The following is a 24,212-nucleotide window of genomic DNA, read 5'->3' as shown; positions in this document are numbered from 1 at the left end:
GATCACACTCGATCCTACCGTGACCCCTCCGACGCCCCTCATGTGCGCCCCCTCTGTGCGCCCCACATGCGGCTTTGTCCACCTTTCCGTCGCCGATCGGGGGATTCTCGACGGAAAGGTGGACAAAGCCAGGGGGTGGGGGACGCGTCAGCGGCGGGCGGGCCTCCGGCGGAGGAGGACGCGGGCCGCGACGGCGGCCCCGCCGAGGAGCAGCGCGAGCGCGGCGAGCTGCAGCGGCAGCGCGGGCTCCGCGCCCGTCGCCGCGAGCTGGCCACCGGCTGTGCCGTCCGCGGGAGCCGCGCCGGCGCCGCCGCCGGGCGTGCCGGGCGCTGTGCCGCTGTCGCCCGGGCCGGCGCCGGGGCTCACGCCCGGCACCCAGCCCGACGCGGGATCGGCGACGCTGGGGAGGCGGTCGGCGACCGCGGTGCCCCAGGTGAGCGTCGGTGCGGCGGCCGCATCCGCCGTGAGGTCGAAGACGAGCGAGCCGCCGTCGGCCAGCTGGTCGACATCCGCCCACGTCGCGGTGTGGTCGACCCCGTCGACGGTCAGCGCGCGGATGTAGCTCGGCGCCGACTCCGTCGCGCCGGGCGCCGAGATGTCGAGGGTCGAGTCGCCGAGGCGCACGGTCGCGGCCTGGACGCGGGGCGCGTTGAACGCGAGGATCCCGGATCCGGGCACGATCGGCTCGAAGCCGAGCGTCGCGAACACGTACCACGACGACATCGTGCCGAGGTCGTCGTTGCCGACACCGCCGCCCGGGGTGTCGGGGAAGCGGTTGAGGTTCGCGGCGAGGACGTCGTTCACCTTCCACGGCTCACCCGCCGAGCTGTACAGCCACGGGTTCATGATGGTCGGCTCGTTGCCCGGGTTGTAGCCGATGCTCGAGTAGTAGTCGCTGCCGCCGGCCGCCCAGTGCTCGGGTGAGACGCCGGGCTGCGCCTGCAGCGCGGGCAGGTCGAAGTAGTGGTCGAGCCGGTCGAGGAAGCCCTCGGTGCCGCCCATCTTCTCCTGCAGACCGCTGAAGTCCTGCCCGGCCATCCACTGGTACTGCCACTGCGTGCCCTCGTGGAAGCCCGACTCCTGCACCTGGGCGTTCTCGTCGACCGGCACGAAACCGCCGTCCGGTCGCACGGCGTTCACGATGCCCGTGAAGCCGCCCGAGAGCTTGACCTCGGGGTTCCAGAGGTTCTGCCAGTTGCGTCCGCGCTGCAGGAACTCCGCCGCCTCGGGCTTGCCGAGGCGGGTGGCCGCCGCGCCGATCGCCGCATCCGAGACCGCGAACTCCATGGTCGCGGATCCGCCGTGCCGGTACTCCTCGTACTGCTGGCCGAGCCCGGGGTCGTTCTCGGAGTAGTAGGGGATGTGGCCGTTCGCGAGGTAGTACTCCGCGCTCAGTCGGCCGTTGCCGAGGCCACCCTCCGGGGGAGCGGTCGTCGCGTTCTCGATCAGGTAGCCCCACAGCTCGTCGGAGATGTCGGCAGGCACGCTGCCGTAGGCGAAGTTCTCGGCGAGCCAGGCGGAGACGGGGTCACCGGCCATGATGTTCGTCTCGATCGAGCCCAGCGACCAGCGCGGCAGCCATCCGCCCTCGACCCGCTGCTGGTACATCGAGCGCACGATGTCCTGGGCCGTGTCGGGCACGAGCAGCGCGTGCAGCGCGGCCTGGGTGCGGTAGGTGTCCCAGAGCGAGAACGTCTGGTGGTACGTCCAGCCCTCGGCGGTGTGCACCTCGCCGTCCTGGCCGCGGTAGCGGCCGTCGACGTCGCTGCCGATCGTGGGCGAGAGCAGCGACTTGTAGAGCTGTGTGTAGAAGATGCGCTGAGCATCCGCCGACGCCTCGATCTGCGCCACGCTCAACTGCTCGTTCCAGGCCTCGTGAGCGGATGCACGCACGTCGTCGAACGGGGTGCCCTCGGCTCCCAGCTCGGCGACGCGGTTGGCGCGCGCCCCGTCGACGTCGACGAAGGAGACGCCCACCTCGACCTCGACGGTCTGGTCGGCGGTGGTGTCGAACACCGCGACGGCGCCGTTCGATCCGCTCGCCGCCTCGCTCGCGAGGGCGGTCTGCACGGTGCCGCCCTGCCAGGTCTCCTGAGTGGCGGCGGGGCGGTCGAAGGTGGCGCTGAAGAAGACGCGCTCCTTGCGGTCGGTGCCGCCGCAGAAGCCGCCGTTGTCGACCCAGCCCTCGAGGGTGCGGTCGTCGACCCAGGCGATGGAGGAGGCGCCCGCGTCGCGGAGAGTCTGCCCGACGTTGAACGAGAGGTTCGCGGTGGTGGTCGCCGGGAAGGTGTAGCGGTGCACGCCCGTGCGCTCGGTGGCGGTGAGCTCGGCGGTGACGCCGCTGTCGAGGGTGGCCGTGTAGTAGCCCGCCTCGGCCGACTCCGTGCCCGGCGTGATCGGGATGAACTGCCGGTCGGTGATGGGGGCGGATGCGGTGCTCGGCGTGACCAGCAGCTCGCCCGCGGCCGGGCATCCGGCGCTGTTGATGTGGCGGTGGCTGAAGCCCCAGACCTGGCCGGCCTCGTTCGAGTAGGAGGTCGATCCGTACGTGTTCGTGTTGTCGGGGCTGAGCTGCACCATCCCGAAGGGGAGCGTGGCGCCCGGGTAGGCGTTGCCTTCGTCCTCGGTGCCCACGAAGGGGTTCACGAGGGCGGCGTAGTCGCCGGCGGCGGCGGCGCTCGCGATGTCGCCGGGGGCCGCGGATGCGGCGTTCGCGGCGGTGGCGCCGGCGATGCCGCTGACCGCGAGCCCTACCGCGGTGAGACCCGCGGCGAGGGTGGTGGATGTTCTTCGAGTGACTGCACGTCGTGGCACTCTGCGTCCTCTCTGACGTCTGCACGGTCTCGGCATCGACCCGCGTTGGAATCGATTCCAGGCGAGCCTAGGTGAACCCCATGCCCCCCGCAAGGGGGACGCGCTCGTGCTCACGAGTCCCCGTTCCGTCACTTTCGGCTAGTGCCAGGCCCCACAACCCGCCGAAAGTGACGGATCAGTGCGTGCGGACGAGCAGGCGCGGTGCCACGACGTCGTGCACCGCGGGGCCGCGATCGCCCGCGAGCCGCTGCTGCAGGCGGAGCGCCGCCGTCGAGCCCAACCGCTCCGCGTCCTGCTCCACGACCGTGAGCGGGGGATCGAGCAGGTCGGCGAGCTCGAGGTCGTCGAACCCCACCATGTCGAGTCGCGTGCCTGCTCCCGCCAGCGCCCGCAGCGCCGCCGCCGTGACCCGGTTGTTCGCGGTGAACAGAGCGGTGGGCGGATCGGGGAGGCGGAGCATCCGCTCGATCACGGCGCCGACCTCGTCGTGGGTGCCGACACGGGAGTGCACGAAGGCGTCGTCGGGAGCGAGGCCGACGGCGCGGAGGGCGTCGCGATAGCCCTCGACGCGTTCCCGGGACGTCCAGATGCCGGCGCGGTCGGCGAGGCATCCGATGCGCCGGTGGCCGCGGGCGAGGAGGTGCGCGACGCCGAGGCGCGCGCCCGCGCGGTTGTCGGCGAGCACGGTGTCGGCGTCGGCGGAGACGGGCGGGCGGTCGAGGTAGACGACGGCGGTGCCCGCGTCGACGCCGTGGAGCACGTCGGCCTCCCGGGCGCCCTCGGGCAGCATGACGAGCAGGCCGTCGACGCCGCGCGAGGCGAGCCCGGCGATCTGGCGCCGGGCGCGCTCGCCGTCGCCCGCGGTCGACAGCGCGAGGAGGGCCCAGTCGTTCTCGAGCGCGGCGTCCTCCACGGCACGGTGCACCTGCGAGTAGAACGGATCGGCGAGGTCGTCGACGAGGAGCCCGATCGTGATCCCCGCGCCCCGGCGCAGGGCGCTCGCGGCGCTGTTGCGCCGGTAGCCGAGCTCGTCGATCGCGGCCTGCACGCGCTGCTTCGTGGCCTCGGCGACGTTCGGCAGGTCGTTGAGCACCCGCGAGACGGTGCCGACGCCGACGCCCGCGCGCCGCGCGACGTCCTGCACGGTGGGGCGGGGCGGATGCGGGAGCATGGCCCCACGGTATCGCCCGCCCCCGGAATCCCCTTCGCGCGCTGGTGGTTGCACTCCACGGAGGAGGTGGGCCGGTGGCCGAGTTGAGCGTCACGCTCTACACATCGAGCTTCTGCGGTGCGTGCACCGCGGCCCGCGCGACCGCCGCGCGCGCGGCCGAGCTGCTGGGCGACCGGGTCGAGTGGCGCGAGGTCAACGTCGCCGACGCCCCCGCGGAGTCCGAGCGCGCCGCCATCACCGCGACGCCCACGGTGGTGATCCGCGCCTCCGCACCCGGCGCGGCCGCCGCGGAGGCCGCGCCGCTGTCGGATGCGCCGGAGCTGTTCCGCGCGTCGGGCGCGCCCACCGTGCCGCAGCTGCTCACTGCGATCGCGGGCGCCCTCCCCGCCTGACGCCGTCGCCTCGACACCGGATCCGGCGAAGTCCGCCCGTTTCCGGGGGGACGTGCCCGGATTCGGTGTCCACGTGACGCGAGCGGCGCCCGGATCCGCTGCGCGCAGGCCCGACGCCGACGCCGCATTCCGTGATGAAGCGCAGCACCCCCCCGCCGCGAGGTGCGCCGCGGCCGACGCGCGGAGCGCACTTGACATGTGGACATCCATGGACATAACGTGCTCATGTACACAGTTGTTCATAGACAAGGATGTCCCGATCGATGAAGATCGCAGTCGTCGGCAGTTACGGTGCCGGCCTCACGATGCGCGTTCCGAAGGCTCCGGGCCCGGGCGAGACCCTCACCGGCGGTGAGTACGACGAGGGCCCCGGCGGCAAGGGCTCGAACCAGGCCATCGGCGCCGCCCGCCTCGGCGCGGACGTCGCGCTCCTCACCGCGGTGGGAGACGACGCCTTCGGTGCCACGGCGCGCGAGCTTTGGCGGACGGAGGGGGTCGACGCGACCCACGTCGTCACCGGCACGCGGCCCACGATGGTCGGCTTCATCCTGGTCGAGCCCTCGGGCGAGAACCGCATCACCATCGCCCCCGGCGCGCTCGACGAGCTCGACGCGGAGGCGGTCGTCGACTTCGCCGACGAGATCGAGGCGGCCGACATCCTCGTGGTGTCGATGGAGATCCCCGAGTCGGCCGTGGTCGAGGCGCTTCGCACCGGCCGGGAGCGCGGCACGCGCACGCTCCTCAACCCGGCGCCGGCCCGTCCGCTGCCCGACGACATCTGGAGCTCGATCGACGTCATCACTCCGAATCAGACCGAGGCGCCCGTGCTGCTCGGCCTCCCCGCCGACCACGGTCTCGGTGACGCGGAGCTCGTGCAGCAGCTCCGCGCCCGTACCGGCGGAGCGGTGATCCTCACCCGCGGCGGCGCCGGCGCGCTGCTCTGCAGCGACGAGGGCGTCGAGGAGATCGCGCCCCTCGCGGTCGAGCACGTCGTCGACACCACGGGCGCGGGCGACTCGTTCACCGCGGCCCTCGCCGTGGCGCTCGCCGAGGGCGCGTCGCTCGGCGACGCCGCCCGCTACGCCGCCCGCGCCGGGGCGCACGCCGTCACGATCGCCGGTGTGATCCCGTCCCTCCCCACCCGCGACCAGCTCGCCACGAGCGACCAGCCCGACGACACCCGCGTCGCCGACAACACCCGCGTCGCCGACGAGCCCCCCGCCGACACCCGCGCCACCGGGAGCGACACCCGCGCCGCCGGGACCGACGCTCACGCCACCCACCGCGCCCCCGCAGAGCACCCGAGCACCCAGACCACCACGAGGGGAATCCCGACATGACCACCACCACCGCACCGACGCGGTCGGCGTCCTTCAACCCCCGCAAGCTGCTGCACGCTCGCGAGGCCGGCGTCTTCGCCGCTCTCGTGCTCCTCTTCATCCTCGGCGTCGTGCTGCAGCCGAACTTCGCGCAGAGCGGCAACCTGCTCTCGGTCGGACAGCAGATCTCGCAGATCGGGATCATGGCGATCGGCGCCACGTTCGTCATCATCAACGGCGAGATCGACCTCTCGGTGGGCTCGATCTACGCCCTGTCCGCCATCACGACGGGCATGGCGATCACGGCCGGCGTCGCCTGGCCGCTCGCGATCCTCATCGGGCTGATCGTGGCGGTGGCCGCGGGCATCCTGAACGGTCTCGCCGTGGTGCTGCTGGGTGTGCCGAGCTTCATCGTCACCCTCGGCAGCCTCAGCGTCTTCCGCGGCATCACGCTGCTCATCTCCGACGGCGCGCCGATCTCGCTCTCGAGCGATCAGCCCGGCGTGGCCGAGTTCACCCTCATCGGCCAGGGACGCCTGTTCGGCGTCGTGCCGATGCAGCTCATCATCTTCGCTGTCATCGCCGCGATCGGGATCGTGCTGCTCTCGCGCTCGCGCCTCGGCTTCAACACCTACGCGGTGGGCGGCAACCAGGAGGCGGCGCGCCTCGTGGGCATCAACGTGAAGCGCGTGAAGCTCACGGCGTTCGTGCTCTCCGGACTCACCGCCGGCATCTCCGGCGTGCTCGGCCTGTCGTTCCTCTCGTACGTCCAGGGCGTCACCGGCACGGGCCTCGAACTCACGGTGATCTCCGCGGTCATCATCGGCGGCGCGGCCCTGTTCGGCGGCTCGGGCACCATGTGGGGCACCATCATCGGCGTCCTCTTCATCGGTCTGCTGCAGAACATCCTCAACATCAACGGCATCTCGTCCTTCTGGCAGACCGTCGTCACCGGCCTCGTCATCGTCGCCGCGGTCGCCGCCGACACCTGGCAACGCCGCCGGAAGACCAAGGCGTAGCTCGTCCCCTCCACCCTGCAATCACATCCGGACACCACAAAGGAGTAATGATGTCCATCACCCGATTCACCAAGCGGATGCTCGTCACAGGCGCGCTCGTCGCTTCGGCCGCTCTCGCCCTCAGCGGCTGCGGCGCCATCACGACCGGCAACGGCAGCGACTCGTCGTCGACCGACGGCGGCTTCAAGCTCGCCGACTACATCCAGCAGCGCGTCGACAACGGCGACCCGCTGCGCATCAAGCTCAGCTACCACGACCCCTCGCTGGCCTTCGCGACCCCCATCTCGAAGGGCATGGACCGTGCGGGTGAGGAGCTCGGCGCCGACGTGCAGCTCATCGGCCCCACCGGAGGTGACGCCGCGAAGCAGGTCTCGGAGCTGCAGACCCTCATCCAGCAGCAGTCGGTGGATGCGCTGGCCGTGTCGAGCGCGTCGAGCGACGCCCTGAAGCCGGTCATCGCCCAGGCGTACGACGCGGGCATCCCGATCATCTCCTTCAACACCGACAACCCCGGCTCGAAGCAGATGGGCTTCGTGGGTCAGGACCTCAAGGCGTCCGGCCAGTCCGAGTCGGAACAGCTCCGTGAGGTGCTGGGCGACGGCGCCACGGGCAAGGTCGTCGTGTTCTCGCTCGACACGGGCGCCGGCTGGTCGAACGACCGGTTCAGCGGATTCGAGGCGGGCATGGAGGGCTCCGGCCTCGAGGTCGTCGGCCCGGTGAACGTCGGCAACGAGCCGAACGCCGCGTACAACACGGTCGAGTCGACCATGTCGGGCCAGTCCGGCGTCGTCGCCATCGCGGGCCTCGATTGCTGCAGCACGACGGCCGCGGCGAAGTGGGTCGAGCAGTCCGGCAACACGGGCAAGATCACGATGGTCGGCTTCGACCTGCTGCCGCAGACCGCCGACTTCGTGAAGAACGGCGTCGTCTCGTTCACGATCAGCCAGAACCCCGAGAAGCAGGGCTACCAGGCCGTCAAGGTGCTGTTCGACTTCGTGAAGGACGGCACCCCGATCAAGGGCGTCGACACGGGCGCCCAGTTCATCACGCTCGACAACATCGGCGAAGCCACGGTGGAGGGCTGATGAGCACGCTTCCTCCGCTCGCCGTCCGCATCGAGCAGCTCAGCCGGAGCTTCGGCCCGGTCCGTGCGCTCCAGGACGTCAGCTTCGACATCACCGAGGGCGAGGTGACCGCCCTGCTCGGAGAGAACGGCGCGGGCAAGTCCACGCTCCTCAAGATCCTCGCCGGCCTGCAGCCGCCGAGCGGAGGAAGCGTCACCGTCTTCGGGGAGGCCGTCACCTCCTACGACCCCAGCACCATGCTCACCCGGTACGGCATCGCGATCGTGCCGCAGGAGCTCTCGCTGCTGCCCGACCGCTCGGTGGCCGAGAACATCCTCGCCGGGATCGAGCCGGGCAACCGGGCCTTCCCCTCCCGCCGCCGGATGCTCGCCCGGGCGACCGAACTGCTCGCCGAGCTCGACCTCCACGTCGACCCGACGACGGCGGTCCGCCAGCTCGACCTCGCCACGCAGCAGCTCGTCGTGGTGGCCCGCTCGATCGCCCGCGACTGCCGCGTGCTCATCCTCGACGAGCCCACCGCGATGCTGACCCCGGCCGAGTCCGACCGTCTGTTCGCGCTCATGGACACCCTCAAGGCCAAGGGCACGACGATGGTCTACGTCTCGCACCGCATGCCCGAGGTGTTCCGCCTCGCGGATCGCATCGAGGTGCTCCGCGACGGCCGGCACGTCGCCTCGTGGCGGCGGTCGGAGGTCACGCCCGATCAGGCGGTGGCGGCGATGGTGGGGCGCGAGCTCGGCCAGTTCACGTCCCGCGCCGAGCAGCGGGCGGCCGTCGCGGTAGCCGTGCCCTCCGCGTCCGGCCAGGTCGCCACGACGAGCGCCCCGGCCCCGGCCCTCAGGGTCACCGGGCTGTCGGGCAGACGACACTCCGGGATCGACCTCGAGGTGCGCCCCGGCGAGATCCTCGGCGTGGCGGGCCTGCCCGACAGCGGACGGGTCGAGCTGCTGCACAACATCTTCGGCGGCGACAAGGGCACGGGCGGCACCGTCGAGGTGCTCGGCGCCCCCTACGAGCAGCGCAACCCGATCGCGAGCGTCGAGCGTCGGCTCGGCTTCGTGCCGGGCGAGCGCCGGGCGCAGGGCCTCCTCACCACGATGAGCGTCGCCGAGAACGTCGGCGTGCTCACCGTGAAGGCGCTGACCAGCGTCGGGCTCGTCCGTCGAGGGGCGTTCGACAGGAACGCCCGCTCGCTCGCCGAGCGGCTGCGGGTCAAGACCGCGACGCTCGACACCCCCATCACGAACCTGTCCGGCGGCAACCAGCAGAAGGCCATGCTCGCCCGGTGGATCGCGATCGACCCGGGCGTGCTCATCCTCGACGAACCCACCCGCGGCGTCGACGTGGGTGCGAAGGCCGAGATCTACGAGCAGCTCTTCGCGCTCGCCGACCGTGGCGTCGCGATCCTCTGCTCCTCGTCCGACCTGCCCGAGCTGCTCACCATCACCGACCGCATCGTCGTCCTGTCGGAGGGCCGCGTCGTCGACGTGGTCGACTCCGCCGGGGCGACCGAGGAGTCGATCATGGCCGCCGCCACCGGCGCGATCAGCCACCCCTCGACCGCGGCCTGACGGCCGACCACCCACCCAGGAGAAGAACCATGAAGCGCCACGGCATCCTCAACGCCCAGCTCAGCGGGGCCCTCGCCACCCTCGGGCACACCGACCTCGTGCTCGTGGTCGACGCGGGGTTCCCCATCCCGCGCGACGCTCAGCGGATCGACCTCGCGGTCGCCGAGAACCTCCCCGACCTCCGCACCGTCCTCGGCCTCATCGCCGACGAGATCATCGTCGAGGGCGTCGTGCGCGCCGACGACGTCGTCTCGAACAACCCGAGGCTCGACGAGTGGCTCCAGGGCACCTTCACGGACGCCGAGTTCACCACCCGCACCCACGCCGCGATGCTCAGCGAGGTCGCTCATCAGGCGAAGGTCATCGTGCGCACCGGCGCCTTCGAGCCCTGGGGCAACATCGGCCTCGTCTGCGGTGTCGACGTGCCGAAGTGGTTCGGCGGCGAGGGCGTCGTCGTGCCCGACTACTACGCCTCGAAGCTCTGAGCGCAGCCGCTCGGCCCGGCCCTCATCCGAAGACCCCCGCAGACTCCCAGTAGAAAGAGAACAACCAGTGACCGACACCACGACCACCGGCGACATCACCCTGTCGCCCGCGGAGCTCGCCCCCTACATCCAGCACACCAAGATCGAGGTGGGCACCACCCGCGACGAGATGATCGCGCACGTGAAGGAGACCGTCGAGTACGGGTTCAACGCGGCCATGGTCCCCGCCTCGTGGGTGCCGCTCGTCGCCTCCGAGCTGGCCGGCACCGGCATCGGGATCGCGTCCGCCCTCGACTTCCCGACCGTCGGAGTGATGACCAGCGCGGGCAAGGCCGCCGAGGCCGCCGAGATCGCGCGCCTCGGTGCGACCCAGCTAGACATCGGCGTGCAGGTCGGATGGCTGAAGAGCGGCATGTACGACGAGTTCCGCGAGGACATCGCCGGCGTCGTCCGCGCCAGCGGCATCCCCGTCAAGGTGATGCTCGAGCTGCCGCTGCTGACGGAGGCGGAGAAGGAGATCGCGGTCGAGCTGGCCCAGGAGGCCGGTGTCGCGTTCCTCAAGAACGCCTCCAGCGGCGCGATCGAGACCGCGAACCCCGACAGCGTCCGCTACCTCGTGGAGCGGGCGCGCCCCGGCGTGCAGGTGAAGGCCTCGGGCTCGATCAAGAGCTATCCTCAGGCCATCTCCCTCCTGGCGGCCGGGGCCGTGCTCATGGGCACGAGCGCGGGCATCCAGATCGTCACCGACACCGGGAACGAGTCCACCGTCAGCTACTGATCCGAGCGGTGCCCGGCGCGGATGCGCGTCGGGCACGCCGGACGGGGGACGATGGGACGCGGGGATCAGGAGAGATCATGACGAGCGGCACCAGCACACGGGGCATCGATCGCGATGCGCCCGTGGCCATCCACGCGCAGATCTCCGGGTCGCTCCGCAACCGCATCGCGACGGGGGAGTGGCCGGCGCACTACCGCCTGAAGAGCGAGCCCGAGCTGGCCGCCGAGCTGGGTGTCAGCCGCGGCACGCTGCGCCGGGCGCTCACCACCCTGATCGAGGAGGGCCTGCTGCGCCAGGTGCGCGGGCGGGGGACGTTCGTCGCCTCCACCACGTTCGAGCCCTCGATCGCCCAGCGCCTCAGCACGCTGTCGGAGGACTTCTCGAACCAGGGCATCGTGTTCGACACCTCGGTGCGCGCCACCGAGGTCATCGACCCGCCGCGGCCCGTGGCCGCGCTGCTCGACGTGCCGTCGGGCGGCGAGGTGCTGCGTCTCGCGCGCCTGCGGTCGACGGGCGGCGAGCCCGTCACCCTGCTGAACAACTTCGTGCGCATGGACCTCACGCCCGGGATCGCCGACGTCGACTTCGGCGCGCACAGCCTCTTCGGCACTCTCGAGGGGCGCTACGGGCTGAAGATCGGCACCGCCCGGCGCACGTTCAGCGCCGAGCCCGCCACCGGCGAGGTCGCCGAGGCGTTGCAGCTCGCCGAGGGCGAGCCCGTGCAGTACATGCAGCAGGTCACCTACCTCGCCGACGGCCGCCCCATCGAGTACTCCGACGTCTGGATCCACAGCGGCCGGCTGAAGGTGACGTCCCTCCTCTCCCGCCGCTGAGCCCCGCTCGCTCCTCCGCTTCGCCCACCCCTGATTTCGCGGCCTGTTTGGCGTCTCGCTGCGCCATTGACCCCGCGAGACGCCAAAGAGGCAGCGAAACCAGGGACCTTCGGGGGCGCGGCGGCGCTCAGGCCATGCGACCGAGGGCGCGGTGCACGGAGTGCACGGCGCTCGCGCCCTCGCCCACCGCGGCCGCGACGCGCTTCATCGAGCCGCGGCGTACGTCGCCCACGGCGAAGACGCCCGGCACGCTGGTCTCGAACGGCAGCGGAGCGCGGCCGAGCCCGGTCCAGGTGTCGTCGAGGGCCCCGCGCGACGCGAGCTCCGCATCCGTCAGCACGAAGCCCTTCTCGTCGAGCGCGATCCCGTCGAGCCACGACGAGGAGGGCGACGCCCCGATGAAGCAGAACAGTCCGCCGCAGTCGACCTCGGAGGCGTCGCCCGACGCCTCCGTGACGGTCACCCTCGTGAGCGTGTCGGGCCCGTGCAGCGCGGTGACCTCGCTGTGGGTGAGCACGGTGATCCCGGGTTCGGCGTGCAGGCGATCGGCGAGGTAGGCCGACATGTCCTTCCCGAGGTCGTGCCGCACCACGATCGTCACGCGCGAGCCGCGCCCGGCGAGGAACAGGGCCGCCTGGCCGGCCGAGTTCGCCCCGCCCACCACGACGAGCGGCTTGGATGCGCAGCTGCGCGCCTCCATCTCGGTCGCGGCGTAGTAGATGCTCGAGTCCTCGAACTCGTCCCAGCGGTCGAGGGGCAGCGCGCGGTAGCGGGCGCCGGTGGCGACGATCACGGCGCGCGGCTCGATCGACGTGCCGTCGTCGAGCTCGAGGTGCAGCGACCCGGACTCGGTGTCGAGGCGGGCCACCGTGCAGGGCGTGAAGATCTCCGCCCCGAACTTCTCGGCCTGCAGCGCCGACTTCTCGAGCAGCTTCTCTCCGCTGATGCCCGAGGGGAAGCCGAGGTAGTTCTCGATCCGCGAGCTGGCCGCGGCCTGCCCGCCCACGTTCACCGAGTCGAGCACGATCGTCGACAGCCCCTCCGACGCGCCGTAGACGGCGGCGGCCATGCCCGCCGGACCGGCCCCGACGACGGCGAGGTCGACGACCCGGCCCGATCCGCCCCGGTAGGTCAGGCCGAGCTTGTGAGCGAGCTCACCCGGGTTCGTGCGGCGGAAGACGCCCTTCGGGCTGAACACGACCGGCAGCTCATCGACGCCGATGCCCGCCTCGGCCAGCCGCGCGCATCCCTCATCGCTGTCGGAGTCGATCCAGATGTGGGGGATGCGCTGGCGCGCCGCGTAGGTGCGCAGGGCGAGCGACGAGCGCGAGCGCGGGTCGCCGACGATCTCGATCGTGCGCGCCACCACGCCTGTGCGCAGCACCTCGCGCCGCGCGACCAGCGTGCGCAGCAGGAAGTCGGAGAGCTTCGCCTCCTCGCCCATCAGGCGCCGGAACTCGTCCATGTCGAGCAGCCGCAGCCGCCCCGCCTCGGCCACCCGAGCCGTCGTGAACGACTTCTGCCCGGTGAGCAGCGCGAGCTCGCCCACGAAGTGGTGCGCGCCGTAGCGGAGCACCACCGTCTCCTCCGACGCATCCGAGTTGTAGCCGAGGATCTCGACGCTCCCGCTCTCGACGACGTACAGCCCGGGCAGCGGGTGTCCGGCCTGGTACAGCACCTCGCCCGCCTCGACATCGCGCAGCGTGCCGTAGTGCTCGAGCCGCTCCTGCAGCGCGTCGGGCACACGCGGGAAGGCGTCGCGCACGACGGCGGGGTCGGTTCCGTCCGGGACGAGCAGCTCGGCGCCCATGGTCCTCCTCGTTGGTCGTCCTCACCCTCCCATGAGGGTCCGCCCGGAAGCTAGGCTCGTCGGCATGACGGATGCGGCAGTGCGGACCGACGTCCCGCCGAGCGGTGACGGATGCGTGGAATGCGATGCGGCGGGCGGATGGTGGGTGCACCTCCGGCGCTGCGCCGAGTGCGGGCACGTCGGATGCTGCGACGACTCCCTCTCGAAGCACGCGACCGCGCACTGGCGCGAGACCGGGCATCCGATCATCCAGTCGTTCGAGCCCGGCGAGGACTGGTTCTGGGACTACTCGAGCGACGCGTACTACGACGGCCCCGAGCTCGCCCCCGCCACGAGCCACCCGGAGTCGCAGACCGCGCCGGGCCCCGCCGAGCGCCTCCCGGAGGACTGGCGCCGCCTGCTCGCCGCCGACCGCGGCGAGTAGCCCGCGTCCGCGTCCCCGCCCCCACCCCGGGTTTCGCGTCCTGATTGGCGTTTCGCGGGGTCATTGGCGCAGCGATACGCCGAAGAGGCCGCGAAGACCGAACACCCGGCCGAGCTCAGACCACGGAGTAGCCCTCGGGGAGGGTGCGGCGGCCCGTGAGGGCCATGAGCAGCTCCTCGCCCTGGCCACGGCTGGCGGCGATGCCCGCGGCCAGCTCGAGCGTGGCCATGATCGCGGGCTGCGGCTGCCCGTGCGGCACGCCGATCGCATTCGCGATGTCGATCGAGTGCACGACGAGCTCGAACACGCGGGTGCGCAGGTACTCGGGCAGCCGGATGCCGAGCCCGCCGATCGACACGATCCGCTCGGCGGGAGCGGCGTCGATGGCGGCCATCGCACGTCCGATCGCATCGTGGACGGCCTGCGCGGGGTCGTCACCGAGCCACACACCGGCCTCGACGCCGCGCGCCGCCACATCCTCCGGCGCACCGAGGTCGCGGTAGACGCGGCCGTAGTAGGACTCCGCGTCGGGCACGCTCTCGAAGCCGGGGTCGTCGAGGGCGAGATAGCCCTCCACGGTGAGGATGGCGCGGGTGGTGTGCCCGACGAGTCCGCGGAGATCCCACACGCCGAGCGCCGGCTGCTCCCACTGCGCGTCGTCGATGCGTTCCACGAGTGCGTGGAACGCCGAGGCGGACTGGGAGAACATGGCGACGGTGCCCATGGGGTCCATCGTGGCATAGGGCGACGAGGCCGCAAGACCAGCCCAGTCGGATGTCAGACTGAGGGCATGACCGCCCGCCGACCTGAGCCCGCCTCGCTGCAGGGCACGCGCATCCGCCTCGACCCGCTGACGGAGGCGGATGTGCCCGAGCTCTTCGCCGCGATCGGACGGCCCGAGGTGTTCGCCGGCGGCTACGGCGGCGGGTCGGCCGGATACCGCGACACCCTCGAGGGCTTCCGCGTCTGGGCGGCGGGCTACTACGCGTGGGAGGCCGGGCGGCCGTTCGCGATCCGGATCTCGGGCGGCCCCTCCGACGGCGCGCTCGTCGGCACGACGACCCTCGGCGACTTCGACGAGCGGCTCGAGCACACCCACATCGGCTGGACGGCCTACGACCCGCGCGTCTGGGGCACCGTCGTGAACCCCGAGGCGAAGCTGCTGCTGCTCGACCATGCGTTCGGGCACGGGTTCGGGCGCGTGAAGATCCAGGCGGATGTGCTCAACACACGATCGAGGGCGGCCATCGCCAAGCTCGGGGCCACCTTCGAGGGCATCGTGCGCCGCGACATCCCACGCGCCGACGGATCGTGGCGCGACTCGGCGGTGTTCTCGATCATCGTCGACGAGTGGCCCACCGTGCGCGAGGCCCTGGTGGAGCGGGTCGCGGCCCAGGCCGCGGCCGGGCCGGTGGTGCTCGACCGGCGCTAGCCGCGTCCCGCCTCGTTCGGCCTGCCCACCTGCGCCCGGCCCGCCCGCTCCAGGCACCGTCGCCGGCTCACGCCGTGCGACCTCAGGCGTCCACCGGCGGCGCCGCGACGGGATACGGGAGCGCGCCGCTGCGGTGCGCGCCGAGCGGCACGAGCGAGTCCGCCGCGTCCGCGCCGAGCGCCGTCCCCTCGATGGTGACCACCTCGCGCGGATCGGAGCGCGCGGCCAGCGTCGCCCGGATCAGCTCGTCGAGGCGGTAGCGCTCCGGACCGGCGAGCTCGACGGTCGCGCCGAGCGGGTGACCGAGCGCGACCTCCGCGAGGACGCCGACGACGTCCATCACGTCGACCGGCTGCAGCAGCATCCCGGGGGCCTGGACGGCCCCGTCGACCGTCAGCCAGTCGGCGATGGTGGGCACGAAGTCGTGGAACTGCGTGGCCCGGATGATCGAGAAGGGCACCCCGGCGGCACGCACCGCCTCCTCCTGCGCGACCTTGCCCACGTAGTAGCCGTTCGCACGGGCGCGGTCGACGCCCACGATCGAGAGCAGGACGTGGTGCCGCACGCCCGCGGTCCGTTCGGCGGCCATGATCCGCTCGGTGGTGCCCGCGAAGAACGCGGTCGCGGCGGCCGGATCCAGCTCCGCGGTGTTGAGCACGTCGACGACGACCTCGACCCCGTCCATCGCCTCCTCGAGCCCGGCGCCCGTGAGCGCGTCGACGCCGTGCTCGCGTGAGCCCACCCGCACCCCGTGTCCGAGGTCGCGCAGGCGGGTCGCGAGCCGCGCCCCGACGTGTCCGTTGCCGCCCATGATGAGGATCTCCATGACTGTCCCTTCCGTCTCCGGCTCGTGCCGTTCACAGTCATGACGACGCAGGCCCGCCTCGTGTGAGGTCTCGGATGCGCGAGCGGTCCGGGACTGCCGATCTCGGGTGCGCGACTGCCAAGGTCGCGCGGGGCGCGCATCCGCGGGTCTCGGCGTCGGCGGCGGGCGGTAGTGTCGCCGGGTGAGCCAGCCCGCACCACCCCGTCCTGCCGCGCGATCGTCGGTGACGATCCAGTTCGTCCTGCTCGGGCTGCTGTGGGGCGGCAGCTTCCTCTTCATGAAGGTGGCGCTCGAGGGCGTCTCGTTCGGGCAGGTCGCGTGGTCGCGGCTCGTGCTGGGGGCGCTGGCGCTCGCGGTGATCGTGCTCGTGACGCGCACGCGGCTGCCGCGCAACCCGATCGTGTACCTCCACTTCGTGGTGGTCGGTCTGAGCGGATGCGTCGTGCCGTATCTGCTGTTCTCCTGGGCCGAGCAGTATGTGTCCTCGGGTCTCGCCAGCATCTACAACGCCGTCACGCCCATCACGACGGCTCTGCTCGTCACGCTGGCCTTCCGGGTCGAGAAGCTCGATCGGGCGCAGGTGCTCGGTGTGGTGGTCGGCATCCTCGGCGTGATCGTGATCATCGGCCCGTGGCGCTTCGTGCCGTCGGCCGCCGCCGAGGGGTCGCCCGTGCTCGAGCTGGCGGGGCAGCTCGCCTGCATCGGCTCGGCGGTCTGCTACGGGTTCTCGTTCGGCTACATCCGGCGCTTCGCCGCCCCTCACGGCGTGAAGGGCCTGGCGGCGGCGTTCCTGCAGATCGGCATGGGGGCGCTCGTCATCCTGCTGCTCACCCCGTTCCTGGCGATCGGTCCGGTCGAGCTGACGCTGCCGGTGGTGTCGTCGCTGCTCACCCTGGGCATCCTCGGCACCGGCGTCGCCTACGTCTGGTACATGAACGTGCTCGACAACTGGGGCCCGACGGCCACTTCGACCGTCACGTACGTCACTCCCGTGGTGGGGGTCGCACTTGGCATCCTCGTGCTCGGCGAGAGCCTGAGCTGGCACGAGCCGCTCGGCGCGCTGCTGGTCTTCCTCGGCATCCTGCTGGCGCAGCGACGCCTCCGCCTGGGGCGGTTCGCGGGTTCACGGAATGCTGTCAGCCGCGGCTGAGCCGGGCCGCTAGAGTCGACCCATGGTTGACGAGGGCGCGACGATCCGCAACGTTTTCGATACGGATGCCGATGTCCACACCCGGCTCGAGAACATCCGCCAGAGCATCGACAACATCGACGCCGCCGTCATCCACATGCTCGCGGAGCGGTTCAAGTTCACACAGCACGTGGGCTATCTCAAGGCCCAGTACGGCTTGCCGCCGGCCGACCCCGACCGCGAGGCGCGCCAGATCGCCCGCCTGCGCGCTCTCGCCGAGGAGTCGCACCTCGACCCGGCCTTCGCGGAGAAGTTCCTGAACTTCATCATCGCCGAGGTGATCCACCACCACGAGCGCATCGCCGAGGTCACCGGTACGGCCGAGTAGCCTCTGCGGCACACGCGGCCATCCCGTGCGCAGGTGACGGGTCGTCGGGATTCAGTGCTTGCCGAGCCGCCAGTATCCGGTGAAGGTGATGTTCGACTTCGGCACTCCGCGGCCGACGAGCCAGCGGCGCACGCTCGTCGGGATCGACTGCTCTCCCACGAGGTAGGCGTACGGCGCGCCAGGCGGCAGCGCTGCGGACTGCACCGCCTCCACGACCCGCGCCCCCGGTCGGTCGCCGGTGTTCCGAGCGACCCAGGTGACGTCCATCCCGGCGGGAGCGTCGACGGGCTGGGCGTCGTCGGCATGCGGCACCTCGATGAAGGCACGGCCGATCGCCGTGCGCGGCATGTCGCGCAGGATCCCGAGCACCGCGGGCAGGCCGGTCTCGTCGGCGACGAGCAGCGTCCAGTCCGCCGGGACGGGGTCCCACCCGCAGCCCTGGTCGACCAGAGCGAGTCGGTCGCCGGCGCGGGCGGACAGCGCGAAGCGCGAGGCGGGGCCGGCGTCGCCGTGCGTGACGAAGTCGATGTCGAGCTCCTGCGCATCCGGCCGGAACTCGCGCACCGTGTAGTTGCGCATCGGCGGCCGGGTGTCCTTCGGCATGCGCAGGTAGCCGATGTAACCGCGAAGATCCATGCGGGCGGGCAGATCGAAGTTCGTCACACCGTCGCGCGGCAGGAAGAGCCGGAACCAGTGGTCGAAGCCGCGATGCTCGAGGGCGCTCAGCTGCTCGCCGCCCACGGTGACGCGAACCATGTTCGGGGTCACGCGCCGGGTGCGCAGCACCTCGACGACGCACCGGGTGTCGAACGTCTTCGCATCCTTGAACGCCATGAGGTGAGGCTACCCTAACCTGAACGTCGGAGGGCGGTGTACGGCAGTGCCGTGGTTCCGCCACGCTCCTGGCGTTTCGCCACATGCATGCGCGTGGCGAAACGCCAAAGGTGTGGCGAAACGCGGTCCACCCGGCGCGTGGCCGGTGGCGGGGCTCAGTCGCGGCGGGGGAGGCCCGCGCCGGTGTCGAGGTCGTCGCCGGCCTCGAGGTCGGGGCCGTCGCTCTCCGTGATGTCCGCTCCGGCGAAGAAGGGGTCGACGCCCAGGTCGCGGTCGTTCTCCTCCTTGAGGCGCTGCTGCGTCTCGGGGTCGTCGGCGAAGTCGCGGTCGTCGGGCGAGGTGTCGTCGGGCACGTTCGTGTCGCTCATGCTCTCATCCTCCCCCGTTTCAGCCCCACCCACGCGGTTCCGCCGTACGGAGGTGGTTCCGCCACCCCGATCGACGTGGCGAAACCACCTGGGTGTGGCGAAACCACGCCGTCCGGGTCGGAGGCTAGCCGCCGACGACGGGACCGAAGTGGGCGGGGAGGGTGCCGCGGTGGGCGGCGTCGAGCTCGTCGAGCGGCACGGTGAAGAGCCCCTGCACCTCGAGCGAGCCGCTCTCCGCGTCCGTCACGCCCACGCGGAGCACGGGGTAGCCGCGCCCCTCACAGAGCCCCCGGAACTTCACGTCGTCCTCCCGCGGCACCGCCACGAGCACGCGCCCGGTCGACTCGCTGAAGAGGGCATCGGATGCGGACACGCCGTCACGGTCGATGATCTCGTCAAGCCACACGCGGGCTCCGATGCCGAAGCGCAGCACCGACTCGGTGAGGGCCTGCGCGAGTCCGCCATCCGACAGGTCGTGCGCGGAGTCGACGAGCGCCTCGAGCGCCGCCCCCTGCAGCAGCCCGGCCAATGCCACCTCGTCCGCCAGCGACACCGCCGGCGGACGGCCACCGAGGTGGTCGTGGATGACGCCGGCCCAGGCCGACCCGTCGAGCTCGGAGCGGGTGACGCCGAGGAGGTAGAGGTTGTCGCCGTCGTCCTGCCAGCCCGAGGGGATGCGGCGGGCGACGTCGTCGATGACACCCAGCACCGCGACCACAGGGGTGGGGTGGATGGGGGCGGTCCCGGTCTGGTTGTAGAACGAGACGTTGCCGCCGGTGACGGGGATCTCCATCTCGAGGCAGGCATCCGCGAGGCCGGTGACGGCCTGCGAGAACTGCCACATCACCTCGGGGTTCTCCGGGCTGCCGAAGTTCAGGCAGTCGGAGACCGCGACGGGCTGCGCGCCGGTGACGGCGACGTTGCGGTACGCCTCCGCGAGGGCCAGCTGCGCACCCTGGTAGGGGTCGAGCTGGCAGTAGCGCCCGTTCGCGTCCGCCGCCAGGGCGAAGCCGAGGCCCGACTCCTCGTCGACGCGGATCATGCCGCCGTCGTCGGGGAAGGACAGCGCCGTGTTGCCGAGCACGTACCGGTCGTACTGGTTGGTGATCCACTCCTTCGACGCCATGTTCGGCGAGGAGATGAGGCGGAGGAACTCGTCGCGGAGGTCGTCGCCCGAGGACGAACGGGGCAGCGACGCCGCGGACGACGCCTGCAGCTCGTCGAGCCACGACGGGTACGCGACCGGGCGCTCGTACACCGGCCCGTCGACAGCGACGGTGCGCGGGTCGACGTCGACGATCTCCTCGCCGTGCCAGTGGATGACGAGCCGACCGGTGTCGGTGACCTCGCCGAGGACGCTGGTCTCCACATCCCACTTGGCGGTGACAGCGAGGAAGGCGTCGAGCTTCGACGGCTCGACCACCGCCATCATCCGCTCCTGGCTCTCGGACATGAGGATCTCCTCGGCCGTGAGAGAGGGGTCGCGCAGCAGCACGCGGTCGAGCTCGATGAACATGCCGCCGTCGCCGTTGGACGCGAGCTCGGAGGTGGCGCACGAGATGCCTGCGGCGCCGAGGTCTTGGATGCCCTGCACCAGCTCGTCGCGGTACAGCTCGAGGCAGCACTCGATGAGCACCTTCTCGGCGAAGGGGTCGCCCACCTGCACCGCGGGGCGCTTGGTGGGGCCGCCCGCGGAGAACGTGTCGGAGGCGAGGATGGAGGCCCCGCCGATGCCGTCGCCGCCGGTGCGGGCGCCGAACAGCACGACCTTGTTGCCGACGCCGCGCGCGTTGGCGAGGTGGAGGTCCTCGTGGCGCAGCACGCCCACGCTCAGCGCGTTGACCAGCGGGTTGCCCTGGTACACCGGGTCGAAGTAGGTCTCGCCGCCGATGTTGGGCAGGCCGAGGCAGTTGCCGTAGAAGGAGATGCCGCTGGTGACGCCGTGCACGACCCGCGCCGTGTCGGCCTCCTCGATCGAGCCGAAGCGCAGCTGGTCCATCACCGCGACCGGGCGGGCGCCCATCGAGATGATGTCGCGCACGATGCCGCCGACGCCGGTGGCCGCGCCCTGGAAGGGCTCGATGTACGACGGATGGTTGTGGCTCTCGACCTTGAACGTCACGGCCCAGCCCTCACCCACGTCGACGACGCCGGCGTTCTCGCCCATGCCCACCATGAGGTTCTTCTTCATGGCGGGGGAGACCTTCTGCCCGAACTGGCGCAGGTACACCTTCGACGACTTGTACGAGCAGTGCTCGCTCCACATGACCGAGTACATGGCCAGCTCGCCGCTCGTGGGGCGACGGCCGAGGATCTCGCGGATCCGCTCGTACTCGTCGGGCTTCAGACCGAGCGCGCCGTACGGCTGCTCCCTCTCGGGGGTGGCGACGGCGTTCGCGACGGTGTCGGCCACCGCCGTGCGGTCGGCGACGGCGCTGTCGGGGGCGCTCGGGGTCTCGGCGGTGCTCACGCGGCCGTGCTCCTGACGTTCGAGGGGCGATGCGCGTCGATTCTACCGGCGGATGCGCGCCCTCCGCGGCGGCCGGGGTGCGGCAGCGGGAGGCGGTGCCGTGGAGAACGCAGGGGCTCAGGCCCGTCGTCCATCATTGAGGCGCGAAGGGCCTGAGCCCCTGCGTTTTTCGCGGCAAGCGCGCGGTCACGGTACCCGCCGGGCCCTGGCGCCGGGCCGCGGGGCCTACGGGCGGACGGCGGTGGGCAGCCGCATCGTGACGACGGTGCCCGAGTCGGCGCGGGACCGGAGGGTGACGTCGCCGCCGTGGCGGCGGAGGACTGTGGCGACGAGCGTGAGGCCGAGCCCGGACCCGGGGACGTCGCGCGCGTTGCTCGCCCGCGCGAGCTCGTCGAAGACGACGGGCAGGTCGGGCTCGGGCACACCTCGCCCCGAGTCGGCCACGTCGAGCACGGCCCAGCCGCCCTCCTCCCGGAGCCGCACCTCGATCGGCCCGCCGGGCGAGAACTTCGCCGCGTTGGTGAGCACGTTGTCGATGGCGAGCGAGAGCAGGTCGATGTCGGCGTTCACGGGCGGCACGCTCCACGGCACGCGGGTGACGACGAGGCTGAGCCGCCCGCCGACCTCGGGCCGTTGCTGCTGCAACGCGCCCATGGCCTCCTTGACGAGCGACTCGAGGTCGACGGGTTCGAGCTCGAGCGGACGGGTCTCGAGCTCGGAGAGCTTGCGCAGATCGCCGACGAGGGTGGCGAGGCGGCGCGCCTGGTCGTCGATCACCGCGAGCTGCGGCGATGCGGCCGGCCCGCTGAGGTCGTACGCGACGATCGAGGCGCGGATGGCCGTGATCGGGTTCTTGAGCTCGTGGTCGAGGCGGGCGAGGAAGCGGCGATGGTGCGACCTCTCGAGCTCGCGTCCCTCTTCGAACGCGTGGCGCGTGGCGTCGGAGAGCCTGGCGGCGTCGCGCTGGCGCCGGTGTCGACGCGCACCGAGGACCGCGACGACCGCCCCCACGATCACGCTCAGCACGAGCCCCGTCACAGCGGCCGCGGCGGCCAGGCCCGTCGTGAGGACGAGCTCGCGGCGGTCGCCCGAGAGCGCGATCGCCCCCGCCACGATCAGCCCGAGCACGAGCGGGACCGCGGCGGCGGCGAGCGCCGCGACGAGGCCCGCGTTCCCCCGGCGTGAGTCGGCGGCGTCGCCCGCGCGGGCGTCGCGTGCGGCGTCGTCGGCGCCGGCCGCGGCCCCGCTCCCGGCGGCAGTTCCGCGGCTCGGCGCCCCCGGATCGCCGCCGTTCACGCCGCCACCACGTCGTCGGCGAACCGGTAGCCCGTGCTCTGCACCGTCTCGATGAACCGCGGATGCGCGGGGTCGTCGCCCAGCACCCGGCGCAGCTCCGCGATCCGATGGTCGACGGCGCGGCTGGAGGTGGCGAACTCGAAGCCCCACAGGGCGGCGAGCAGACGATCGCGCGAGTGCACCTCGCCCGGATGCGCCATGAGCCAGTCGAGCAGCGTCACCGCCTTGGGGGTGAGCGCGAGCTCCTCGTCGCCGAGCCACACGCGACGGCCGGGCCGGTCGAGCAGCAGAGGCCCCGACCGCAGCCGCGCCGACGTCGTGAGCGGCGGCACCCCGGGCTTCGCCCGGCGCAGCACCGCCCGTATGCGCGACAGCAGCTCGTGCGGATCGAACGGCTTGTTGAGGTAGTCGTCGGCGCCCTCATCGAGAGCGGCGCTGCGCTCGTACGACTCGCCGACCTGCGTGAGCAGGATGATCGGCAGCCACAGCCCCTGCGCGCGCACCCGCCGCACGAACTCGCGGCCGTCGACGTGCGGCATCATCACGTCGCACACCGCGAGATCCGGCGCGGAGGCCGCCACCATCTCGAGCGCCTCCGCCCCGTCGCCCGCCACCAGCACCTCGTAGCCGCTGCGGCCGAGGAAGGCGCCCAGCGCATCGGTGATCGCGGTGTCGTCGTCGACGAGCAGCAGCCGCGGCCGCCCGCCGGCCGGCTCGGCCGAGGGCGGCGCGGATGTCACGAGAACGCCCCCGAGAGCCCCGCGATCGTGAGCCCGCCGCCGACGGCGAGCACCACGAGAACGATCGCCACCACGGTCGACGCGAGCACGAGCCAGCCCAGCACGAGCCCGGCGATCGCCATGCCGCGACCCTGCTCACCGTTGCGGCGGATCTGCCCGAGGGCGATGTGCCCGAAGATGACCGGCAGCAGCCCGAAGCCCAGGATCCCGAGCACGAGCGACGCGATCGCGAGCCCGTTCGTGCGGGGCGGACGGAGCGCAGCCGCGCCCGGTGGCGGTGGCGGCGCCTGGGCGGACCACGCCGCCGCGCCGGGCGGCGGTGGCGGCGCCGTGGTCGGAGACCACTGGCCGGCGGGACGGCTGCCGTCGTTCGTGAACGGTGCGGACATCACTGAGCCCTTCCTGTCGTGTTGGCCGCTCCCGTGTCGTCGACGACGGGGGCGGATCCCGACCACCGAACGACATTGGCGTCGCCCGTCACGGTGACCGCGCCGACCTGCAGCACGGAGACCGTCGCCCCCGTGCCCTCGACCAGGAGCGTACGGACGTCGTCGGCGACGACGACACCCGCGTCGGCCTCGATGACGAGGGTGCCGCAGGATCCCTCGACTCGGACGACGGTGGCGGTCGCCGAGGCGCCGATGGTGAGGTCGGGGGAGCACACCTGCGTGCTCGTGGCGGCGGCGATCCACCGGTCGCGGTCTGCGGCGCCGCCGGCCGCGTCGGAGGGGCCGATCAGGGTGTCGGAGGCGCCTGCGGTGAGCGAGGGTGTCGGGGTGGGCGTCGGCATCGCGGTCGGGCTCGGCGACGGAACGGCGACCGGCATCGTGCCGCCGGCTCCGGTCGCGCCGGGGTCGCGGAGCGTCAGCGTGCATCCGGACAGCAGCACGGCCGCGAGCGCTCCCGCGGTGGCGAGCGCCGCAGCGCCGACCGTGCGGCGGGCGCCGGCCCCGAGCCGGGGCGCCGGGGCGCGCATCCGTGGTGTCGTCATGGTCTGCTCCTGTTCGCGAGTCACTGTAGAGGGTGCC

The 24,212-nt window shown here is 72.0% G+C and carries 24 protein-coding genes; 12 read left to right on the top strand and 12 right to left on the bottom strand.

Going from position 1 to position 24,212, the window contains the following annotated elements; translation table 11 throughout:
• Nucleotides 1-147: 147 nt before the first annotated feature.
• Nucleotides 148-2,814, bottom strand: a complete 2,667-nt coding sequence (locus ACFJGV_RS08990) for a GH92 family glycosyl hydrolase (protein ID WP_378148458.1) — start codon at nt 2,812-2,814, stop codon at nt 148-150.
• Nucleotides 2,815-2,989: 175 nt separating this feature from the next.
• Nucleotides 2,990-3,985, bottom strand: coding sequence for a LacI family DNA-binding transcriptional regulator (locus ACFJGV_RS08985; RefSeq protein WP_378148456.1), 996 nt, complete (start codon nt 3,983-3,985; stop codon nt 2,990-2,992).
• Between the two features lie 74 nt (nt 3,986-4,059).
• Here ACFJGV_RS08985 and ACFJGV_RS08980 point away from each other — a divergent pair, with 74 nt between their 5' ends.
• From ACFJGV_RS08980 to ACFJGV_RS08945, 8 genes are all read left to right on the top strand, one after another.
• The gene (locus tag ACFJGV_RS08980) at nt 4,060-4,377 is read left to right on the top strand and encodes a thioredoxin (RefSeq protein ID WP_378148454.1); all 318 of its coding nucleotides are present in this window, start codon (nt 4,060-4,062) and stop codon (nt 4,375-4,377) included.
• 263 nt (nt 4,378-4,640) lie between these two features.
• The gene (locus ACFJGV_RS08975; protein WP_378148452.1) at nt 4,641-5,717 is read left to right on the top strand and encodes a ribokinase; all 1,077 of its coding nucleotides are present in this window, start codon (nt 4,641-4,643) and stop codon (nt 5,715-5,717) included.
• Nucleotides 5,714-6,715: an ABC transporter permease gene (locus ACFJGV_RS08970; RefSeq protein ID WP_378148451.1), complete on the top strand. Its 1,002-nt coding sequence runs from the start codon at nt 5,714-5,716 to the stop codon at nt 6,713-6,715. Before ACFJGV_RS08975 ends, ACFJGV_RS08970 begins: the two co-directional genes overlap by 4 nt.
• Before the next feature lie 50 nt (nt 6,716-6,765).
• On the top strand, nt 6,766-7,800 hold the full coding sequence (locus ACFJGV_RS08965; protein WP_378148449.1) for a sugar ABC transporter substrate-binding protein: 1,035 nt from the start codon (nt 6,766-6,768) through the stop codon (nt 7,798-7,800).
• Nucleotides 7,800-9,371, top strand: coding sequence for a sugar ABC transporter ATP-binding protein (locus tag ACFJGV_RS08960; RefSeq protein ID WP_378148447.1), 1,572 nt, complete (start codon nt 7,800-7,802; stop codon nt 9,369-9,371). The genes ACFJGV_RS08965 and ACFJGV_RS08960 overlap by 1 nt, the downstream gene beginning before the upstream one ends.
• A gap of 29 nt (nt 9,372-9,400) precedes the next feature.
• Nucleotides 9,401-9,856 carry a D-ribose pyranase gene (rbsD, locus tag ACFJGV_RS08955; RefSeq protein ID WP_378148445.1) on the top strand — a complete coding sequence of 152 codons (456 nt, stop codon included), beginning with the start codon at nt 9,401-9,403 and terminating at the stop codon, nt 9,854-9,856.
• Nucleotides 9,857-9,923: 67 nt separating this feature from the next.
• Nucleotides 9,924-10,634 (top strand): deoxyribose-phosphate aldolase, encoded by a 711-nt coding sequence (deoC, locus tag ACFJGV_RS08950; RefSeq protein WP_378148443.1) that lies wholly within the window; start codon nt 9,924-9,926, stop codon nt 10,632-10,634.
• A gap of 77 nt (nt 10,635-10,711) precedes the next feature.
• Complete coding sequence (locus ACFJGV_RS08945) at nt 10,712-11,467, top strand: GntR family transcriptional regulator (RefSeq protein WP_378148442.1); 756 nt, start codon at nt 10,712-10,714, stop codon at nt 11,465-11,467.
• Between the two features lie 127 nt (nt 11,468-11,594).
• On the opposite strand, the gene ACFJGV_RS08940 is transcribed toward ACFJGV_RS08945, so the two are convergent.
• Nucleotides 11,595-13,277: an FAD-dependent oxidoreductase gene (locus ACFJGV_RS08940; RefSeq protein WP_378148440.1), complete on the bottom strand. Its 1,683-nt coding sequence runs from the start codon at nt 13,275-13,277 to the stop codon at nt 11,595-11,597.
• Nucleotides 13,278-13,341: 64 nt separating this feature from the next.
• Between ACFJGV_RS08940 and ACFJGV_RS08935 the strand changes: the two genes are divergently transcribed.
• Nucleotides 13,342-13,701, top strand: coding sequence for a UBP-type zinc finger domain-containing protein (locus ACFJGV_RS08935; protein ID WP_378148439.1), 360 nt, complete (start codon nt 13,342-13,344; stop codon nt 13,699-13,701).
• Between the two features lie 115 nt (nt 13,702-13,816).
• Here ACFJGV_RS08935 and ACFJGV_RS08930 read toward each other — a convergent pair whose 3' ends face one another.
• Nucleotides 13,817-14,425 carry a maleylpyruvate isomerase family mycothiol-dependent enzyme gene (locus tag ACFJGV_RS08930; RefSeq protein WP_378148438.1) on the bottom strand — a complete coding sequence of 203 codons (609 nt, stop codon included), beginning with the start codon at nt 14,423-14,425 and terminating at the stop codon, nt 13,817-13,819.
• 66 nt (nt 14,426-14,491) lie between these two features.
• Here ACFJGV_RS08930 and ACFJGV_RS08925 point away from each other — a divergent pair, with 66 nt between their 5' ends.
• Nucleotides 14,492-15,133, top strand: a complete 642-nt coding sequence (locus ACFJGV_RS08925) for a GNAT family N-acetyltransferase (protein ID WP_378148436.1) — start codon at nt 14,492-14,494, stop codon at nt 15,131-15,133.
• A gap of 82 nt (nt 15,134-15,215) precedes the next feature.
• Here the strand turns inward: ACFJGV_RS08925 and ACFJGV_RS08920 are convergent, their stop codons facing one another.
• Nucleotides 15,216-15,959, bottom strand: coding sequence for an SDR family oxidoreductase (locus ACFJGV_RS08920; RefSeq protein WP_378148435.1), 744 nt, complete (start codon nt 15,957-15,959; stop codon nt 15,216-15,218).
• Between the two features lie 181 nt (nt 15,960-16,140).
• On the opposite strand from ACFJGV_RS08920, the gene ACFJGV_RS08915 reads away from it, so the two are divergent.
• Nucleotides 16,141-17,109, top strand: a complete 969-nt coding sequence (locus ACFJGV_RS08915) for a DMT family transporter (RefSeq protein ID WP_378148434.1) — start codon at nt 16,141-16,143, stop codon at nt 17,107-17,109.
• Nucleotides 17,110-17,131: 22 nt separating this feature from the next.
• Nucleotides 17,132-17,476, top strand: a complete 345-nt coding sequence (locus tag ACFJGV_RS08910) for a chorismate mutase (protein WP_378148433.1) — start codon at nt 17,132-17,134, stop codon at nt 17,474-17,476.
• Between the two features lie 51 nt (nt 17,477-17,527).
• Here ACFJGV_RS08910 and ACFJGV_RS08905 read toward each other — a convergent pair whose 3' ends face one another.
• The 7 genes from ACFJGV_RS08905 to ACFJGV_RS08875 form a co-directional block, all read right to left on the bottom strand.
• Nucleotides 17,528-18,310: a siderophore-interacting protein gene (locus ACFJGV_RS08905; protein ID WP_378148431.1), complete on the bottom strand. Its 783-nt coding sequence runs from the start codon at nt 18,308-18,310 to the stop codon at nt 17,528-17,530.
• A gap of 155 nt (nt 18,311-18,465) precedes the next feature.
• Nucleotides 18,466-18,678 (bottom strand): hypothetical protein, encoded by a 213-nt coding sequence (locus ACFJGV_RS08900; protein WP_085020737.1) that lies wholly within the window; start codon nt 18,676-18,678, stop codon nt 18,466-18,468.
• 124 nt (nt 18,679-18,802) lie between these two features.
• Entirely contained in the window at nt 18,803-21,148 is a 2,346-nt protein-coding gene (gene purL / locus ACFJGV_RS08895; RefSeq protein WP_378148430.1) for a phosphoribosylformylglycinamidine synthase subunit PurL, read from the bottom strand.
• 225 nt (nt 21,149-21,373) lie between these two features.
• A complete protein-coding gene (locus ACFJGV_RS08890) occupies nt 21,374-22,444 on the bottom strand; it encodes a sensor histidine kinase (protein ID WP_378148428.1) in 1,071 nt (356 codons plus the stop codon).
• The gene (locus ACFJGV_RS08885) at nt 22,441-23,184 is read right to left on the bottom strand and encodes a response regulator transcription factor (RefSeq protein WP_378148427.1); all 744 of its coding nucleotides are present in this window, start codon (nt 23,182-23,184) and stop codon (nt 22,441-22,443) included. Before ACFJGV_RS08885 ends, ACFJGV_RS08890 begins: the two co-directional genes overlap by 4 nt.
• Nucleotides 23,181-23,573 (bottom strand): DUF4190 domain-containing protein, encoded by a 393-nt coding sequence (locus tag ACFJGV_RS08880; protein ID WP_378148425.1) that lies wholly within the window; start codon nt 23,571-23,573, stop codon nt 23,181-23,183. Before ACFJGV_RS08880 ends, ACFJGV_RS08885 begins: the two co-directional genes overlap by 4 nt.
• Nucleotides 23,573-24,175, bottom strand: a complete 603-nt coding sequence (locus tag ACFJGV_RS08875; RefSeq protein ID WP_378148424.1) for a DUF3060 domain-containing protein — start codon at nt 24,173-24,175, stop codon at nt 23,573-23,575. The genes ACFJGV_RS08880 and ACFJGV_RS08875 overlap by 1 nt, the downstream gene beginning before the upstream one ends.
• Nucleotides 24,176-24,212: the final 37 nt, after the last annotated feature.

Source organism: Cnuibacter sp. UC19_7, assembly GCF_042699995.1.
Lineage (GTDB): Bacteria > Actinomycetota > Actinomycetes > Actinomycetales > Microbacteriaceae > Cnuibacter.
Note: the sequence above shows the minus strand (reverse complement) of the source record. Positions and strands in the feature narration are given on the sequence as shown.

What these genes read in the sequence shown, in the direction of transcription:
- ACFJGV_RS08930 (WP_378148438.1), bottom strand. Translation starts at nt 14,425, where the DNA reads ATGGGCACCGTCGCCATGTTCTCCCAGTCCGCCTCGGCGTTCCACGCA.
- ACFJGV_RS08875 (WP_378148424.1), bottom strand. Translation starts at nt 24,175, where the DNA reads ATGACGACACCACGGATGCGCGCCCCGGCGCCCCGGCTCGGGGCCGGC.
- ACFJGV_RS08920 (WP_378148435.1), bottom strand. Translation starts at nt 15,959, where the DNA reads ATGGAGATCCTCATCATGGGCGGCAACGGACACGTCGGGGCGCGGCTC.
- ACFJGV_RS08975 (WP_378148452.1), top strand. Translation starts at nt 4,641, where the DNA reads ATGAAGATCGCAGTCGTCGGCAGTTACGGTGCCGGCCTCACGATGCGC.
- ACFJGV_RS08900 (WP_085020737.1), bottom strand. Translation starts at nt 18,678, where the DNA reads ATGAGCGACACGAACGTGCCCGACGACACCTCGCCCGACGACCGCGAC.
- ACFJGV_RS08935 (WP_378148439.1), top strand. Translation starts at nt 13,342, where the DNA reads ATGACGGATGCGGCAGTGCGGACCGACGTCCCGCCGAGCGGTGACGGA.
- ACFJGV_RS08960 (WP_378148447.1), top strand. Translation starts at nt 7,800, where the DNA reads ATGAGCACGCTTCCTCCGCTCGCCGTCCGCATCGAGCAGCTCAGCCGG.
- ACFJGV_RS08970 (WP_378148451.1), top strand. Translation starts at nt 5,714, where the DNA reads ATGACCACCACCACCGCACCGACGCGGTCGGCGTCCTTCAACCCCCGC.
- ACFJGV_RS08910 (WP_378148433.1), top strand. Translation starts at nt 17,132, where the DNA reads ATGGTTGACGAGGGCGCGACGATCCGCAACGTTTTCGATACGGATGCC.
- ACFJGV_RS08880 (WP_378148425.1), bottom strand. Translation starts at nt 23,573, where the DNA reads ATGTCCGCACCGTTCACGAACGACGGCAGCCGTCCCGCCGGCCAGTGG.
- ACFJGV_RS08925 (WP_378148436.1), top strand. Translation starts at nt 14,492, where the DNA reads ATGACCGCCCGCCGACCTGAGCCCGCCTCGCTGCAGGGCACGCGCATC.
- ACFJGV_RS08985 (WP_378148456.1), bottom strand. Translation starts at nt 3,985, where the DNA reads ATGCTCCCGCATCCGCCCCGCCCCACCGTGCAGGACGTCGCGCGGCGC.
- ACFJGV_RS08965 (WP_378148449.1), top strand. Translation starts at nt 6,766, where the DNA reads ATGTCCATCACCCGATTCACCAAGCGGATGCTCGTCACAGGCGCGCTC.
- ACFJGV_RS08905 (WP_378148431.1), bottom strand. Translation starts at nt 18,310, where the DNA reads ATGGCGTTCAAGGATGCGAAGACGTTCGACACCCGGTGCGTCGTCGAG.
- ACFJGV_RS08940 (WP_378148440.1), bottom strand. Translation starts at nt 13,277, where the DNA reads ATGGGCGCCGAGCTGCTCGTCCCGGACGGAACCGACCCCGCCGTCGTG.
- rbsD (WP_378148445.1), top strand. Translation starts at nt 9,401, where the DNA reads ATGAAGCGCCACGGCATCCTCAACGCCCAGCTCAGCGGGGCCCTCGCC.
- ACFJGV_RS08945 (WP_378148442.1), top strand. Translation starts at nt 10,712, where the DNA reads ATGACGAGCGGCACCAGCACACGGGGCATCGATCGCGATGCGCCCGTG.